General features: G+C 57.4%; 18 protein-coding genes. 13 read left to right on the forward strand and 5 right to left on the reverse strand.

Annotated elements, in window-relative coordinates; genetic code table 11:
• Window positions 1–38: 38 nt before the first annotated feature.
• From GSVR_RS13425 to GSVR_RS13465, 9 genes are all read left to right on the forward strand, one after another.
• The gene (locus tag GSVR_RS13425) at window positions 39–956 is read left to right on the forward strand and encodes a 4Fe-4S dicluster domain-containing protein (RefSeq protein WP_173202168.1); all 918 of its coding nucleotides are present in this window, start codon (window positions 39–41) and stop codon (window positions 954–956) included.
• Window positions 953–2,314, forward strand: coding sequence for a polysulfide reductase (locus tag GSVR_RS13430; RefSeq protein WP_239077330.1), 1,362 nt, complete (start codon window positions 953–955; stop codon window positions 2,312–2,314). Before GSVR_RS13425 ends, GSVR_RS13430 begins: the two co-directional genes overlap by 4 nt.
• Before the next feature lie 73 nt (window positions 2,315–2,387).
• Complete coding sequence (locus GSVR_RS13435) at window positions 2,388–3,170, forward strand: cytochrome c3 family protein (protein WP_173202167.1); 783 nt, start codon at window positions 2,388–2,390, stop codon at window positions 3,168–3,170.
• Between the two features lie 33 nt (window positions 3,171–3,203).
• Complete coding sequence (locus GSVR_RS13440) at window positions 3,204–4,040, forward strand: cytochrome C (RefSeq protein WP_173202166.1); 837 nt, start codon at window positions 3,204–3,206, stop codon at window positions 4,038–4,040.
• Between the two features lie 28 nt (window positions 4,041–4,068).
• Window positions 4,069–4,608: a menaquinol oxidoreductase gene (locus GSVR_RS13445; RefSeq protein WP_203978669.1), complete on the forward strand. Its 540-nt coding sequence runs from the start codon at window positions 4,069–4,071 to the stop codon at window positions 4,606–4,608.
• Between the two features lie 139 nt (window positions 4,609–4,747).
• The gene (locus tag GSVR_RS13450) at window positions 4,748–5,806 is read left to right on the forward strand and encodes a bifunctional oligoribonuclease/PAP phosphatase NrnA (protein WP_173202165.1); all 1,059 of its coding nucleotides are present in this window, start codon (window positions 4,748–4,750) and stop codon (window positions 5,804–5,806) included.
• A 139-nt stretch (window positions 5,807–5,945) separates the two neighbouring features.
• Complete coding sequence (locus GSVR_RS13455; RefSeq protein WP_203978671.1) at window positions 5,946–6,947, forward strand: alpha/beta fold hydrolase; 1,002 nt, start codon at window positions 5,946–5,948, stop codon at window positions 6,945–6,947.
• A gap of 22 nt (window positions 6,948–6,969) precedes the next feature.
• A complete protein-coding gene (locus GSVR_RS13460) occupies window positions 6,970–8,319 on the forward strand; it encodes an MFS transporter (RefSeq protein WP_173202164.1) in 1,350 nt (449 codons plus the stop codon).
• A 148-nt stretch (window positions 8,320–8,467) separates the two neighbouring features.
• A complete protein-coding gene (locus GSVR_RS13465; RefSeq protein ID WP_173202163.1) occupies window positions 8,468–8,695 on the forward strand; it encodes a 4-oxalocrotonate tautomerase family protein in 228 nt (75 codons plus the stop codon).
• An 89-nt stretch (window positions 8,696–8,784) separates the two neighbouring features.
• Here GSVR_RS13465 and GSVR_RS13470 read toward each other — a convergent pair whose 3' ends face one another.
• From GSVR_RS13470 to GSVR_RS13490, 5 genes are all read right to left on the reverse strand, one after another.
• Window positions 8,785–9,135, reverse strand: a complete 351-nt coding sequence (locus GSVR_RS13470) for a nuclear transport factor 2 family protein (RefSeq protein ID WP_173202162.1) — start codon at window positions 9,133–9,135, stop codon at window positions 8,785–8,787.
• Window positions 9,136–9,226: 91 nt separating this feature from the next.
• Window positions 9,227–9,718 carry a methylated-DNA--[protein]-cysteine S-methyltransferase gene (locus GSVR_RS13475; protein WP_173202161.1) on the reverse strand — a complete coding sequence of 164 codons (492 nt, stop codon included), beginning with the start codon at window positions 9,716–9,718 and terminating at the stop codon, window positions 9,227–9,229.
• A gap of 207 nt (window positions 9,719–9,925) precedes the next feature.
• Window positions 9,926–10,780: an IS3 family transposase gene (locus tag GSVR_RS13480; protein WP_203978876.1), complete on the reverse strand. Its 855-nt coding sequence runs from the start codon at window positions 10,778–10,780 to the stop codon at window positions 9,926–9,928.
• A complete protein-coding gene (locus GSVR_RS13485) occupies window positions 10,777–11,076 on the reverse strand; it encodes a transposase (protein ID WP_173202482.1) in 300 nt (99 codons plus the stop codon). The genes GSVR_RS13480 and GSVR_RS13485 overlap by 4 nt, the downstream gene beginning before the upstream one ends.
• 240 nt (window positions 11,077–11,316) lie before the next feature.
• Window positions 11,317–12,798: a DNA-3-methyladenine glycosylase 2 gene (locus GSVR_RS13490; protein WP_173202362.1), complete on the reverse strand. Its 1,482-nt coding sequence runs from the start codon at window positions 12,796–12,798 to the stop codon at window positions 11,317–11,319.
• A gap of 1,136 nt (window positions 12,799–13,934) precedes the next feature.
• Between GSVR_RS13490 and GSVR_RS13495 the strand changes: the two genes are divergently transcribed.
• The 4 genes from GSVR_RS13495 (at window position 13,935) to GSVR_RS13510 (ending at window position 16,488) form a co-directional block, all read left to right on the forward strand.
• A complete protein-coding gene (locus tag GSVR_RS13495; RefSeq protein ID WP_173202363.1) occupies window positions 13,935–14,246 on the forward strand; it encodes a transposase in 312 nt (103 codons plus the stop codon).
• Complete coding sequence (locus tag GSVR_RS13500) at window positions 14,243–15,097, forward strand: IS3 family transposase (RefSeq protein WP_203978885.1); 855 nt, start codon at window positions 14,243–14,245, stop codon at window positions 15,095–15,097. Before GSVR_RS13495 ends, GSVR_RS13500 begins: the two co-directional genes overlap by 4 nt.
• A gap of 351 nt (window positions 15,098–15,448) precedes the next feature.
• On the forward strand, window positions 15,449–16,168 hold the full coding sequence (locus tag GSVR_RS13505) for an AzlC family ABC transporter permease (protein WP_173202364.1): 720 nt from the start codon (window positions 15,449–15,451) through the stop codon (window positions 16,166–16,168).
• Window positions 16,169–16,170: 2 nt separating this feature from the next.
• Entirely contained in the window at window positions 16,171–16,488 is a 318-nt protein-coding gene (locus GSVR_RS13510; RefSeq protein ID WP_173202365.1) for an AzlD domain-containing protein, read from the forward strand.
• Window positions 16,489–16,512: the final 24 nt, after the last annotated feature.

A 16,512-nucleotide genomic window follows, 5' to 3' on the forward strand; every position in this document is an offset into this window, starting at 1 on the left:
CAAGGATAGAAGACTTTCCCAATCACAAGGAGAACACCATGAAACGGAGAGATTTCCTGAAGGCCTGCCTGGTGAGCGGGGCCACCGCCTCACTCGGCATGACCGGCAAAGCCTGGGGCAGCGGGTCCTTCGAAGGGTACCCGGACGGCATGGGGGTACTGGTGGATACTACCCGCTGCATCGGCTGCCGCAGTTGCGAAGCGGCCTGCAACAAGGAGCAGAAACTGCCCGAGCCGGCCTCCTCCTTCGACGACAAATCGGTCTTCAAAGAGACGCGCCGCACCGACGAGAACGCCCTGACAGTGGTCAACCGCTATGAGCCCCAGGAGCAAGGCAAAGGACCGGTGTATCGCAAACAGCAGTGCAACCACTGCAACGAACCGGCCTGCCTGACCTCGTGCTTCGTGAATGCCTACACGAAGACCAAGGAAGGGGCGGTCATCTACAATTCAAAGATCTGCGTGGGGTGCCGCAACTGCATGATCGCCTGCCCTTTCAACATGCCGGCCTACAGCTACTCCAGCGCCTTCAACCCGGTGGTCAAGAAGTGCATCTTCTGCTACGACACCCGGCTCAAGGTCGGCCGTCCCCCTGCCTGCGTCGAGATCTGTCCGCAGGAGGCGCTCACGTTCGGGCACCGCAAGGACCTGATCAAGGTGGCCCACGAGCGCATCAGGGAGACCCCGGACCGCTACCACGACCATGTTTACGGCGAAAAGGAATGCGGCGGCACCGGCTGGCTCTATCTCTCCAGCCTCTCCCCGGAACAGATCGCCCTGGATACTTCTCTGTCCAACGATCCGATCATCTCCAACGTCAAGGATTTCCTGGGCACCGTTCCAATGGTGCTGACGATCTGGCCGGCCCTGTTCAGCGGCATCCATCTGCTGGCCACCCGCAACAAGGACCACGGCCATGAGCACGCCAACCACGGACAGGAGGACAGTAAGCCATGAAATCATTGACCGCACTCGGTGTCGAAACCGTAAAATCGATGGAAAAGGAGCCGGGACGCAAGTGGACCCTGATGGAGAAGCTGTTGCTCGGCCTCTCCCCCCAAATGTATATGCTCCAGGCCCTGCGCAACCCCTTCAACTGGTTTCTGGCGTTGGTATTCGCCATCGGCATTCCGATCATCCTGGGGCGTTTCGCCTTCGGCCTCTCCTGGGTCACCCACAGCTCCAACGACTATCCCTGGGGTCTGTTTCTCGGCTTCGGACTGTTCGGCATGGTGCCGCTCTCCTCATCCGGCTTTCAGCTCGGCACGGCTTGCGAGGTGTTCGGCCGGCACGACCTGCAACCTTTGGAACGGCTGGGGTTGCTGAACGGCCTACTGGGCTACTTCTTCGCCGTGATCTATCTGCTGTGCGACCTGGGCCAGCCCTGGCGCCTGCCCTACCCCATGGTGGTTTCCTTCGGTCCGGCGGCGGTGCTGTTCCTGGTGGCCTGGCATGTCTCCACCTACCTCTCGGTCCAGATCGCCGAAGTTTCCACCAGTTTCTTCGAGTGGATCGGCTTTCAGGCCGGAAAGCGTGCCGTGCGCCGCATCACCCTCGGCCTGACCGTGTCCGGCATCATCCTCTCCACCCTGCACCAGGGGGCTCTGGGAGCGCTGTTCACCTATGCACCGGGCAAAGTGCACCCGCTGTGGTACTCGGCCTCGTTCCAGTGGCTGCATTTTTTCGTCTCCTCGCTGCCCGGCGGGCTCTGCATGGTGATCGTGGTCAGCACCATCGCCGCCAGAATCATTACCTGGCGCTGCGATGAAAATTATCTCGCCAATCTCGACCGGGTTACCCTTTCGCTCGCCAAGGGCGCCAGCATGGGGCTGGCCACCTACCTGACCATCAAGCTGATCGGCGTGGCGCACGACAACAAGTGGAGCTATCTGTCCACCGGCTGGGGCATGTGGTACCTGCTCGAACTGGGGGTGGGCGTGCTCCTGCCGCTGACCCTGTTCGGCTACTCCATCCGTCGCAAGATGATGGGACTGGTCCGTACCGCGGCCTTCCTGACGGTCTTCGGGGTCGTGCTGAACCGCGTCAACACCGCACTGATCACCTTCAACTGGAAGCTGCCCCATCGCGAAATCCCGCACTGGCGCGAGGCGATCATCAGCCTGACGATCTTCTGCATCTACATCGTGGTCTACCGCTTCATTCTCTACCGCCTGCCGATCCTGTACCAGTGGCAGACCCAGGAGCAGCCGGCAACGGTGCCGGTTCATGCCCGCGAACATGCCGGCCTTGCCGAGCAACCGGCCCTGGCCGCCGCCTTCCGCACCTCGCTGGTCGCGGAGACCGAGAAGCGCTGATTCCCGATTCATCAGCACGTTGGCCGCAACCGCCGCTGCACATGCACTGCGAGATTCTTGACAGGAGACGACCATGAAACTGCCGATTTTGACCCTATCCCTCCTGCTGGCGATCGGATGCCTCTCCTCGCCGGGGACAGCGCTGGAGATCAAGGATGTGACCTTTACCACCGAAAATGCGGGGAAGGTGGTCTTCAAGCATTCGAGCCACATGAAGAAGAAGAACGACAAGTCCCCCAACGTCAGTTGCCGGTCGTGCCATAACGAGAACATGAAAAAGAATGTGCGCTACACCATGGCGGACATGGAACAGGGCAGGTCGTGCGGCCAGTGTCACAACGGGAAGCAGGCCTTTGCCCTGGAGCAGTGCACCGGCTGCCATAAGGTCAAGGACGTCACCATCAAGGTAAAAGAGACCGGGCCGGTCATCTTCCGGCACAGCGTGCACCTGAAAAAGCAGGAGTGCTCTTCCTGCCATAACGCTCTGTTCAAGACTTCCGGCAATCCGAAGGTCAGCATGGTCGAAATGGAACAGGGCAAATCGTGCGGGGCCTGCCACAACGGCAAAAAGGCCTTTTCGATCTCGTCCTGCATCGGCTGCCACCCGGTCAGGGACGTGGTCTTCACCATCAAGGATGCCGGCCAGACCACCTTCAGCCACGCCTCGCACATCAAGATGTACGGCTGCAGCAATTGCCATACCCGCTATTATCCGCTCGGCCGCACCAAGGCCAAGGTGACCATGGTCGAGATGGAGGCGGGCAAATCGTGCGGGGCCTGTCATGACGGGAAGATAGCTTTCACGGTCAAGGAAAACTGCGCCACCTGTCACAAAGTAAAGTCGGCGGCAAAGTAGCCGTCATTCGAAGCGTACGAGGGGAGAAGCGCCATGTTCAAGTCACTCGCAGGAAAGGCATTGGTACCCGTCGGCCTGGCAGTCACCGGTTTCGTGGTGGTATGCTTCCTGCTGCTCTACACCATGGTCAAGAACGTCGTCACCCGCGACGCAGTGGGGCATGCTGCCAATCTGGCCGACACCGTTCTCAAATCCACCCGCTACGCCATGCTCAAATCGGACCGGGAAATGCTGACCACCATCGTGCATAACATTGGTGAGCAGCAGGGGGTCGAGCATGTCCGGATCTTCAACAAGAAAGGCGTGGTGAATTTTTCTTCCCGCCCGGATGAGACCGGGCACCAGGTGGACAAGAAGGCCGAGGGATGCGTGGGGTGCCATGCCGGGGCGACCCCGGCCAGCACCCTGGGCAGGATGGAGCAGGCGCGCAGCTTCAGGAACAAGGCCGGCACCGACGTACTGGCCATCACCGCGCCGATCTACAATGAACCGGAATGTTCCAATGCCGCCTGCCACGTGCACCCTGCCAGCCAGAAGGTGCTGGGAACGCTCGACATCGGTCTTTCGCAGGAGATGATGCTCTCCTCGCTGGCCTCGATCCGCAACCAGATGATCATCTTCACGGTGATGGTGCTGGCGCTGACAGTGGGTGGAGTGACCGCCCTGCTCAGGCGGAGCGTATTTCTCCCCATGCAGAAACTGAACGATTTCGTCGAGGAGGTCGAAGGGCTGGAGGAGCTCTCGGCCCCGCCCCGCCGGTTCCCGCAGGAACTTGACAGGGTGGCAAAATCCTACTATAACCTCAACGTTAAGCTTCGCAAATCCCAGCAGGAACTGGGTATCCGCAAGGACAAGGTACGGCAGGAGTAACCGAGCAGCAGTCAGGCCGCGAGGCATCATGATGCAGACCGAAAACAATCATCCGGTCGAATTCGCACAGCCCGAACCCGAGGCGGGCGAGCTGCTGGCAGTCGTGATCGAGGCGGACATCAGGCGCCTGAAGACCTTTTCCAACCGGGGTCTCTGGGCGCTTTCGCTGTTCCTGCTGATCTCCCTGATGGCCTGGCGCGACTTTCCCCTGCTGCCGCTCCCCGACACCATCATCGCCTCCCTGGGCGCTCCCCCCTCACCGCAAGTGATCAGCACCGTGCTGCTCCTGTACACCTTTTCCGCCATCATCCTCAGCCTGTCACGCATGATGGCCGCCATGGAGCATAAAAGCAGCTTCTGCCACGTGGGCTACCTGACCGGCTTCTTCCTGTTCTACCACTTTGCCAAGGCCCTGAATGACAACTACTGGGCCGTGCTCGGCGCGGGCTTCACCATCCTGAGCGTGGAGAGCTACCGCATCTGGAGCTACTGCAACGAATTCATCAAAAAGAAAACAGAACAGCTGGAGTATGTACGCCGCACGGGCCGGATGCCGTTGGAGGAGTAGCCATCATTTTCCCGGAGCCGGTGAATGTGGGGATATGGCAGGGGCAAAAGCCAGCGCGGATGCGGTGGCTTTTTTGAATTCATCAGGTACATTTCCACTTAGGGCCGGATTACTGCCGGGCACAGAGAGGTAAAACGCCATGACCACTACCCGCCGCTATTCCCCGGAGGCCCTCCAGCATTCCAAGGAAAAATCCGATGCCATGCTGGAATGGCTGCGGGGCCGCGGCAAAACCATCATCGTCATCCACGACAATCCCGATCCGGACTGCCTGGCATCCGCCATGGCTCTGCGCCATCTCATTGCCGTGAAGCTGAACCGGGATGCGGTCATGACCTTTTCCGGCATGATCGGGCGCAGTGAAAATCTTGCCATGACCAAAGAGCTGGGCATCATGCTCACTCCCCTCGAACTGGTGGATCTGAGCGAAGTCAGCGCGGTCTGCATGCTGGACACCCAGCCCGGTACCGGCAACAATTCGCTCCCCCCGGACTGCCGTGTGGACGTCGTCATCGACCACCACCCCCTGCGGGAGGCAACCGAGCGGTGCCGTTGGGTGGATGTTCGCGAAGAGTACGGCGTCACCGCCACAATTATTTACGAATACCTGCTGGTCCAGCAGGTCCCTATCGGCACCGCCCTGGCCACGGCCCTGTTCTGCGCCATCAAAGCCGATACCCAGGACCTGGGGCGCGAGGCTACCCGCCACGACCGGGATGCCTATCTGCACCTCTTCCCCCTGGCCAACAAGCGGCTTTTGTACGAAATCCACCATCCAAAGCTGCCGCTGGAATACTTCCAAACGCTCCACAGAGGAATGGAGAACGCGACGGTCTACGGCAACCTGCTGGTTGTGAACCTGCAAAAGATCTACTTTCCCGAAGTCGTGGCGGAGATGGCCGACCTCCTGATCAGGCTGGAGGGGATCGAAACCGTGCTGAGCATCGGGGGGTACAACAAGGAGCTGATCCTCTCCCTGCGCACCACAAGCCGCCAGCACAACGCGGGGGAGATCATCAGACGGCTGGTGAACGGCAATGGAACAGCCGGCGGACACGGCATGATGGCCGGGGGAAAGATCGATCGTATGCCGGGGGGCCAGACGGCGCTGCAGCAGGTGGAGGCGTCCTTGGTCCGGCAACTGCTGGAGGAACTCGCCATCACGGATGTGACGCCGAAGCATCTGATCGTACGCTGACGCCACTGCCGAGCCGCAGGGGCGACATCCGAGACCCGGAACCTCATCGCGTTCCGGCCGTCAGCGTGGTATAAGATGATAAACGAAAGGCTGCTTCGATCGACAGGCAGCCTTCATCTTTCGAAAAGGAGGCGAATACATGAAGCCATTCGCACTGTTGCTCCTCATGGCCATGCTGATCTTCCCCGCACAGGCGGTTCTGGCCGAAGAGGAGCTGTCGCCGCTCTCCATCACCCTCGAAGGGTACGGCTATCCCTACCCGGTGCAGTATCTGCCGCTGTCCATGGAGGGGCAGGACCTGCGGATGGCCTACATGGATATCCACCCCCAGAGTACCTGGAACGGCAAAACCGTGCTGCTGCTCCATGGCAAGAACTTCTTCGGCGCCTACTGGAAAGACACCATCGCATTCCTGGCCGACAAGGGCTACCGGGTGGTGGTGCCCGACCAGATCGGGTTCGGCAAGTCCTCCAAACCCAACATTCATTACAGCTTCCACGCCCTGGCCGCCAACACCCGCAAGCTCCTGGACAAACTGGACATCAGGGAAGTGATGGTCGTGGGGCACTCCATGGGGGGCATGCTGGCGACACGCTTTGCCCTGATGTATCCGGAAACCGCCACCGGACTGGTGCTGGAGAATCCGATCGGACTGGAAGACTATCGCCGCATCGTTCCCTATATCGGGGTGGACGACCAATACCAGAGCGAGTTGAATGCCACGGCCGAGAACATCCGCGCCTATCATAAAAGCTACTTCGTGGTATGGCAGCCGGAGTACGGCGAGTACGCCGAGGTGGCGGCCCGCCAGAAGCTGTCCGGGGAATTCCCCCGCCTGGCCCTGTCCTCGGCCCTGACCTACGAGATGATCTACGAACAGCCGGTCTGTCACGAATTCAAGGATCTGAAGGCAAAAACCCTGCTGGTGATCGGCCAGTCCGACCGGACCGTGGTGGGCAAGGCGCGGGTCAAGAAGGAGCTGCTGCCCACGGTGGGGCAATACCCGGAACTGGGGCGCCGGACGGCGCAGCTGATTCCAGGAGCACGGCTGGTGGAAATTCCGAATGTGGGGCACATCCCGCATATAGAAAAGAAAGAGCGATTTCACGCGGCCCTGCTCGAATTTCTGAGCGGACCGTGATGTCTGAAGCCAGGCGGACCGGATGAGCGCTACAGACGAGCATACAAGGAAGGGAGCCGTCATCCGTCAGCTTTTGCGCGCCCTGCGCTCCCGGAACTACCGCCTGTTCGTTGCCGGGCAGAGCGTTTCGCTGGTGGGGACCTGGATGCAGCAGGTGGCCATGAGCTGGCTGGTCTACCGTCTGACCGGGTCTGCCACGCTGCTGGGCGTAGTGGGCTTCTTCAGCCAGATCCCGTCGATCCTGATCTCCCCGGTGGCCGGGGTACTGGCCGACCACTGGGACCGGCGGCGCCTGCTGATCGTCACCCAGATGCTGGCCATGCTGCAGGCGGCCTTTCTGGCAGCCGCCGTACTGACCGGCATCGTTCAGGTGTGGCAGATCATTGCCCTGAGCCTGGTCCTGGGCATTGTCAATGCCGTGGACATACCGGTGCGGCAATCGTTCGTCGTCCAGATGGTCGAGCATAGGGACGATCTGAGCAATGCCATTGCCCTCAACTCATCCATGGTCAATGGCGCCCGTCTGATCGGTCCTTCGGTGGCCGGGCTGCTGGTGGCCTCGGTGGGCGAAGGGATCTGTTTTCTGCTCAATGCCGCCAGCTATCTGGCGGTGATCCTGGCGCTGGCAGCCATGCGCATCCCGCCCCGTTCGCACCATCACCATCACCGCCCACACATCCTGCACGAACTCCGCGAAGGGGTCGCCTATGCCGCGAAATTCGGGCCTATCAGAAGCATCCTGCTGCTGGTGGCCCTGATCAGTCTGATGGGGATGCCTTATGCCGTGCTGGTGCCGGTCTTTGCCAAGGACATTCTCCACGGAGGCGCGCACACCTTCGGCTTCCTGATGACTGCGGCAGGCTGCGGAGCCTTGTCCGGCACGCTGTTCCTGGCCTTGCGCGACAGCGTGCTCGGATTGGGGCGGGTGATCGTCAAGGCCACTGTCTGCTTTGCCGCAGGCATCGCCATCTTCGCACTTTCCGACAATTTTCCGCTTTCCCTGGCTGCGCTGGCCCTGGCCGGATTCGGGGCAATGACCGTGGTGGCATCCTGCAATACCATTCTGCAGACCATTCTGGAGGAAGACAAGCGCGGCCGGGTAATGAGCCTGTTCACCATGGCCTTTGTAGGCATGGCGCCCTTGGGCAGCCTGGCGGCCGGTTCCCTGGCCGGCATCATCGGGCCCCGCTACACGCTGTTGATCGGTGGCGGCGGCTGCCTGGCAGGGGCGGCGATGTTCGTGCGGCAATTGCCCGGCATCAGGGAAAAGGTGCGCCCGATCTACCGGCGCATGGGCATCATCCCGGAAGTGGCCGAGGGCATGGAGACGGCAGCGGAGCAGCCGCCGGTCGAGGAGGAAACCGAGCGGTGACGCCGGATTCGCCGACCTGAGAGCGGACGAACGAAAGAGATGTTTGAGGCGGGAGGGCAGCCGCTTTTGTATTTCCGGGGATGTCGGCTACACTTGAATCGTATGGAGCAACCTTGAGGTTACCGAATCAAAACCACGGGGAGGATCTATGCCGCTCATCCAGGTAAAGCTTATTGAGGGAGTATTTTCGTCGGCGCAGAAGCGGGAAATGATACAGAAACTGACCGACACGATGGTTTCCATTGAAGGGGAGAACATGCGCCAGGCAACGGTGTGCATTGTGGAAGAGGTCAAAAGTGGCGACTGGGGCTTTGGCGGAAAGTCATTCAGCACGGAAGACGTGAAGGCCCTTGCGGCCGGGGAACGGAAGGGATAGCGGGCAGGGTGCCGGGATAGTCACTCTAAGAGGTAAAGACCTCGATTCCAGCGGATTCGAGGTCTTTTTTCATCCCTCTGCCGATCTCCTTACATTCCCGTTTTTATGACAAAAGATTTCAGACCTGCGATCTTTTCGCCCTGGAAGCGGTAAATGTCGCAGTAGGAGTAGGGAACGTCATCCCCGTCTTCCTTCATGGTCATGTCACCGTGCGCCGCGACAAAGTCACCCTCGGCGATCAGGGCGTCGACGGTAAACTTCGGCGGTTCAAAGTCCATTGATGCCATCCACTGGCGGATGGCGCCCTTGCCCTTGACAGTCTTGTTGCCGACCATCGTCCAGGTCACGTCGTCCGTGCAGAACATCAAGAATCCTTCCAGATTGTTCTCGGCAAAGGCGCTGTTCACCTTTTCAACGATTTCTCTGTTCCTGGCTGACATATCAACCTCCCGCTGTTCACCCGGCCCCCTTCACTCTTCATACGGCTCCAGCTTTTATTGTAACGGGTTTGACGGACGGAGCAATCGTTCCCTACGCCGTCTCCAGTTCCAACAGGGCGGCCTTGCGGTCCAGGCCGCCGGCATAGCCGGTCAGGGAGCCGTTTGCTCCAACAACCCGGTGACAGGGAATGACGATGCTGATCGGATTGTGGCCGACCGCCCCCCCTACCGCTTGGGCCGAAGGCACAATACCCTGCCGCTGCGTGGCCACCTGCCGGGCCAGCGCGCCGTAGGTGACGACCTCACCGGAAGGTATGGAGCGCAGCAGCGCCCAGATCGCCATCTGGAACGGCGTACCCTGTGGGGCAAGCGGCAGATCGAAGGTTCGCGACGATCCGGCAAAGTAGGCTGCCAGTTGACTCCGTAGCGTCACGAGAACGGAATGTTCCCCGTCCCGCTGCCATTCGGCGCAGCCTGCCGGCGCATATTTCTGCCCCACAAACCACAGCCCTGCCAGGGCTTCCCCTTCCACTAGCGCCACCATCTCGCCCAGCGGCGTATCGATCCTGCATGTCCGTTTCATTGGTCGGTACTCCTTTCATCATGGAAACCAGGAAAAACACTATTACATGGATAGACAGGATGAACTTCATAAGATTGGCGTCAATATTCCGCAACAAGGCTTATTTCCCCTCTCCCTGAGGGAGAGGGTCAGGGTGAGGGGGGAAGTGGTTGATATTGCTGTTCTGCTCTCTGACCTGTCTTCGCAATAGAGGACACACTCAAAATTCTATGCTGCCATCTTTAGCTCCTGCTGCTCAAACTGTTCAGGAGTGAGATAGCCAATCGCAGAGTGAATCCTCTTGCGGTTGTAGAAACCTTCGATGTAACGAAATATCCGGCTCTGTGCTTCTTGCCGGGTCGTGAAGGAGCAGTGGTAAATCAGTTCTCTCTTCAATGTGGAGAAAAAGGTCTCCGTAATTGCATTGTCATAGCAGCATCCGGTTCCGCTCATGCTTTGGATGCCAGCTGCTTTCCCGACCACGGCACGAAACCGTTTGCTGCAATATTGCGAACCACGATCCGTGTGAAAGATGAATCCTGGTGACGGCCGACGCCTGACTATCGCATTGGTAAGGGCAGCTATAACAAGATCATCCGTCATGCGTTTGTTCATGCTCCAGCCCACGATCCGGCGGGAGAATACATCGAGGACCACTGCCAAGTACAGCCAGCCCTGGACCGTTTCAATGTACGTTATGTCGCCGGTCCAGAGCCGATTGGGAGCGTCAGCGGAGAATTGACGCTTCACCAGATTGTCCGCTACAGGACGCTTGTGATCTGAATTCGTTGTAACCTTGAACTTCCGCGTCGTCTTGACTTTAAGGCCGTTTTCTCGCATCAGGCGCCAGATGCGGTTTTTACCGACGCGCCGCCCTAACTGCCGTAGGTTATGGGTAATCCGTTTCGCGCCATATGTTTTGTCGCTCTCTTCGAAGGCTGATTTGATCGTTGGCAACAACGCCTGGTCTTCGCGCTGCCGATTCGTTACTCGGCCGGCCGCATGGGCGTAGTACCAACTCCGAGTCACTCCCAGAACTCGGCACATCTCCTTCACTCCGAATTCGGAGCGGTGCTCGGTTATGAACCCGAATAACGATGCGGATCCGTTGAGAAGATGGCCACAGCTTTTTTTAGGATTTCACGCTCCCGACGGAGTTGCTCGTTCTCTTTGCGGAGTTGCTTAAGCTCTGCTTCGGCAGATATTTGACTGGCTATAGCCGGATCCTGCTGGTCACGGTGTTTCCGGATCCATCCTTTTAAGACTCCATGCGTGATCCCGAGACTGCTTTCAACTTCGCGAATGGTGCGGTTGTCTTCCAAAACCAGCTTCACCGCTTCAGCTTTAAACTCGGCATCGTATTTTCGGTTCATTCTCATGACACACCCTCCTGGTCCGTTAGGATATAAGGTGTGTCCTCAAATGTGAAGATAGCTCACTCCCCCTCATCCCGCCTGCGGCCCCCTTCTCCCTCAGGGAGAAGGGTTCATCGGAAGATAAGTCCCAATCGGGTCAGCTTCCAAAACCCTATCCTGTCAATCCTGTTCATCCCTGTAAAATGTTTTGGTGTTACGGCTTATCTCCGTGTCCTTGTAGTGAGGTGCGCAGTATCAGGTTCATCATGGCACCTCGCCATCGGCGTGCCCCAGGTGATTCCACAAGCTGATCGCGGCGTAGGACCGCCAGGGCGCCCACTGCTGGGCCAAAGCCAGCATATCCTTTTCCGACGGATTTCCCAGCGCCTTTTTCACTCCATAATCGGTATGGGGAAAGGCATCCGGCCAGCCCAGGGCGCGCATGGCCAGATACTGCACGGTCCAGGGGCCGATACCCGGAAGCCGCAACAGATTGGCCATCTCCCGCTCCGGGTCCGCGCCCGGCCCCAGGCGGATCGCCCCGGACTGCAGCGCCTCTGCCAGGGCCCGGATCGAGCGGGCGCGGGCGCCATTTACCCCCAGTGGTCCCAGTTGGTCCTCTACCGGCTGTTCCAGGGCGCAGAGCCGAGCCGGGGTCGGAAAGGTCACGGTCAGCTCTTCGAAGGGAGTAGTCAGGGGTTCGCCCAGATGGGCCGCCATGCGCTTGGCCAGGGTCCGGGCAGCCTTGACCGTGATCTGCTGTCCCAGGATGGCCCGCACCGTCATCTCGAAAGGGTCGAAGCAGCCCGGCAGTCGCAGGCCAGGCTCGAACACCTTCTGCCCCCCTGCCCTCATCTCCCCCAGTTTTTCCTCGATCTCACCCGGCACGCAGTTCAGATCGAACATGAACCGCACCCGCGCCAGCACCTGATTGACAGCCGGGAACAGTGATGCCGAGACCCGCACCGCCAGTTGGTTGCGCTCCGGCTTGTTCTCCACCGCAATCCAGCCCCGCAGGGTCGCGCCCTTGTGGTTGACCGCCACGGTGCGTTGGTAGGCCGCATCCTCCACCTGCTCCACTCCCGGTATGGCACGCATCTCCAGGAATCGCAGCAGCGTCCCCCAGGCCAGGGGTGGCCGGTAGGCCAGTGACAGCGTCACCGATTCAGTCGTGTCCTGCCCGTCACCGTTCCGTTTGCGGAAGTCGGCCGGGGCAAGACCGTAGCGCTGGCGGAAGATGGCGTTCAGGCGCCTGACGCTGCCGAAGCCGGCATCCATGGCCACCTGCATGACCGGCAGCGTGGTCTCGGTCAGGAGCTGTTTAGCTGCCAGCAGGCGCCGGGTCTGCAGCCAAGCCACCGGCGGCACGCCGTATTCGCGGGCAAACACCCGCCGCAGATGGCGGTCGGCTACTCCCAGCGACTCCGCCAGATCGGCAATGGACTGGTCCGACAGCCCATCCGCCTCCATCCGCTGTGCCGCCATTCGTGCCAACCGCGATTCCGCATCCACCCACGCCAGCCCGGGAGCCAACTCGGGCCGGCAGCGCAGGCAGGGGCGAAAGCCAGCCGCCTCCGCTGCAGCGGCGCTGGGATAAAAGGAACAGTTCTTCGCCTTGGGAGTAATGGCCCGGCAGACCGGTCGACAGTAAATCCCGGTGGAGCTGACCCCCACGAAAAAGCTGCCGTCGAAGCGCGTATCGCGGGACTGCAGGGCGGTATAGCATGTTTCGGTATCCAGCAGCATGGCTGCGCTCCTTGCTTTGTTCCTCATCCAGACAAGTACAGAGTAGCATGGAGTGCGGTGGCTGTGCTCGTCATTTTCGGACATGGAAATTTTTGCACTCAGTCAGCCGGACAAGATGGTTGTTAACTTCATTGACAAGGCAAAGGTTCAGCATAATTTAGCCCAAATTAATTACAGTTCACACAAGTTGTCTATGCGAGAGAATCGATAATTGAACTACTTCGCAGAGTGGATATCCCCAATATTTCACCGGCATACTCGTGGCTTCGAATTCATTCAGTGAAAGAGAGCTGATGCCTCAACTCAACATGACAATATCTTGCAGGAGGCGTTATGGAACAAGACAGCAACGAACCCATTAATAACAATCATAGATAAGCCTTTGTTACAGTTATTATGGTGGCATTTTATTTTTGCAATAGTAGGAATTGGAACGGAAGCATATATCGTCTTGTTCGATATGCCACGTATATATCTACAAGACAATTTTAAAGTTATAGCCGGCCTGCCAATAGATACTGCTATTTATTTGGGAATTGTCACTCTTCTCAGGCAAACAAAGGTAAGATAATTTTTAAAACATGGCAAATCGAGGTATCAGGTGCGGGTGAATCAATAGTTATATGGGTTGTTTGTTATTTATTTATAGCCTTTTAATTTGGTTATTATGGTAAAAATGAGTTTGCTTCGCGATCCGTATGGATCACAAACAATGGATCAGGCTTGCACTCTTTGATATTCGGGGAAAGTTGAGCATAAATATCAAATGGTGCAAGCCTGACCCAGCTGATCTTCCGTTCCCGATAGCCAACGGCAAGCCGATCGATGGAGCTACGGCCATCCAGGAGACGGTGAGGGGGAATATGGGACTGACGGACCCTCCAAGCTCGCCACCGGCAGCGAAATAAAGTCATTGCATCAGCCGGCACCGCCACCGATGCCATCTCACGGCCCATCGGGAGCACCACCGCAGTCCCTGCAAGCGTTTGATTCCCAGTTCTCTGGCGCCGACGATAAAATGCGCGGTCTAGAATCCATAGTTCAGCCATCAGGCCCGCCTGTCGCCTCTCCGGCACTGACCGTCACCCCTGAGCCGGCCACACCAGCCGCCGCCACACCCCAGGACAGGCCGACGGATGGAGTCACAACGCAACACACCGCACAAGTACGATGCCGAGTTTAAAGCTGAAGCGTTGAAGCTGGTTCTAGAAGACAACCGCACCATCCGCGAAGTTGAAAGCAGCCTCGGGATCACCCATGGAGTTTTAAAAGGGTGGCTCCAGAAGCATCGTGACCAGCAAAATCCGGCCATTGCCAGGCAGGGATCTGCAGAAGCAGAGCTTAAGCAACTACGCAAAGAGAACGAACAACTCCGCCGGGAGCGTGAAATCCTAAAAAAAGCTGTGGCCATCTTCTCGACGGACCCACATCGTTATTCGGGTTCATAACCGAGCACCGCTCCGAATTCGGAGTGAAGGAGATGTGCCGAGTTCTGGGAGTGACTCGGAGTTGGTACTACGCTCATACGGCCGGCAGAGTAACGAGACGGCAGCGCGAAGACCAGACGTTGTTGCCAACAATTAAATCCGCCTTCGAAGATAGCGAAAGCACATATGGTGCGAAACGGATCACCAATAAACTACGCCAGCTAGGGCGGCGCGTCGGAAAAAACCGCATCTGGCGCCTGATGCGCGAAAACGGCCTTAAAGTCAAGACGACGCGGAAGTTCAAGATTACGACGAACTCAGATCACAAGCGTCCTGTAGCTGACAATCTGGTGAAGCGTCAATTCTCCGCTGCCGCTCCTAATCGGCTTTGGACCGGTGACATAACGTACATTGAGACGGCCCAGGGTTGGTTGTACTTGGCAGTGGTCCTTGACGTGTTCTCCCGCCGGATCGTGGGCTGGAGCATGAACAAACGCATGACAGACGATCTTGTTATAGCTGCTCTTACCAATGCGATAGTCAGGCGTCGGCCATCACCAGGATTTATTTTCCACACGGATCGAGGGTCACAGTATTGCAGCAAACGGTTTCGTGCCGTGGTCGAGAAAGCAGCTGGCATCCAAAGTATGAGCGGAACCGGGTGCTGCTATGACAATGCAATTACGGAAACCTTTTTCTCCACACTGAAGAGGGAGCTAATTTACCACTGCTCCTTCACGACCCGGCAAGAAGCACAGAGCCGGATATTTCGTTACATCGAAGGCTTTTACAACCGCAAGAGGATTCACTCTGCGATTGGCTATCTCTCTCCTGACCAATTTGAGCAGCAGGAGCTAAAGGTGGCAGCATAGAATTTTGAGTGTGTCCTCTATTGCGAAGACAGGTCAGCCTATGGGGGGTTTTCGTCACTGCTATTTCTCCCATTGCCTTTCGTTTCAGATGAAGTCTCACTAACAAAAATCATTTGAGAACTTAATATATTATCCTCCAAACCTTCTTTACAACCTGCTGAGCCATGCCAACATCCAACAAAATATGTTGCGGGTGATCACTTTAAAGTTAAACTAATTTTTATTTATTTATATACTTTTTCCAATTGACTAAATTTTATTTTAAATGGTATACAGTCCGCACTCAAAAGCGATCCTCTTTTTAGGGCATCCGCAGAATGCAACTACACATCACCAACATTGGATAGCAATATGAAAAACACACAGCGTACAGGCAATTCGGTGTTGTGGAACGCAGCGCGAGATCTCAATCCTCTGATAGTGGGGATGTTACCTTTTGCAATAGCCTTCGGGATTTTTGGGGTCACCTCCGGAATCCCGGCTTTTTATGTCATCCTGATGTCGGCAACGGTCTATGCGGGACTTGCCCAGTTCGTCGTAGTGAACATGTACACATCCGGAATTGATCAAATTCCACTGCTGATCGGATTTGTCATGTTGGTGAACGTCCGGTTCTTTCTTATGGGTATCTCATTGCTGCCATACAGTGCGCTTCAGCCAAAATGGCAACGCTTTTTGCTTGCGTTCGGCTTGTCAGACGAACCGTATGTGGTGGTCATCAATAGATTCACCACCAAGGGGTATAACCTGCACTATCAAGTGTATGCGTATAGCCTGGTATATCTGTTCTGGGTACTTGGAACTGCGATTGGATGCGCAGTGAGCCGAGTTATTACCGACCCGCTCGCATTGGGGGTGGATTTCGCCATGTGTGCGGCTTTTCTAGTAATGCTGTTTCCCCGTCTTCGCTCTCCCCAAAACCGACTTGCCGCAATCGTGAGTAGCGGCAGCGCGGTAATACTGCACCAAGCAGGGCTGGGTGAAGGGGCCATTGTGGCCGCAAGCATTCTTGGGTTCTGCACTGTTGTGGCAGTCAAAAACTTGTTCTCAACGTACGTCCGGGAGGCATAAAGATGCAGACAAAGCTGTTGACCCTTATCGGACTAATGGCTGTGGTTACGTATGTAACTCGAGCTGGGCATTTATTGATTCCTCAAGACAAAATTCCGACCTGGATTCGAGAGCATCTTGACTTGATCCCTGTTGTGATTATGTCATCAATCGTATCAACCTCGATTTTTATTCATAATAATTCATGCAAGTTGGAATACTCAGCAACGTATATCGTTGCGGCCGTCATCACCGTCCTGACGTATGTTTTTCTGCGTCGCGGGGGGGTGGCCGTCATGGTTGGACTGGGTTTCCATATTGGTCTCAAAATGTTTTTTTGAGAACCACGAGAGCTGTGATAGTGC

The organism is Geobacter sp. SVR, assembly GCF_016865365.1.
Classification (GTDB): Bacteria; Desulfobacterota; Desulfuromonadia; order Geobacterales; family Pseudopelobacteraceae; genus Pelotalea.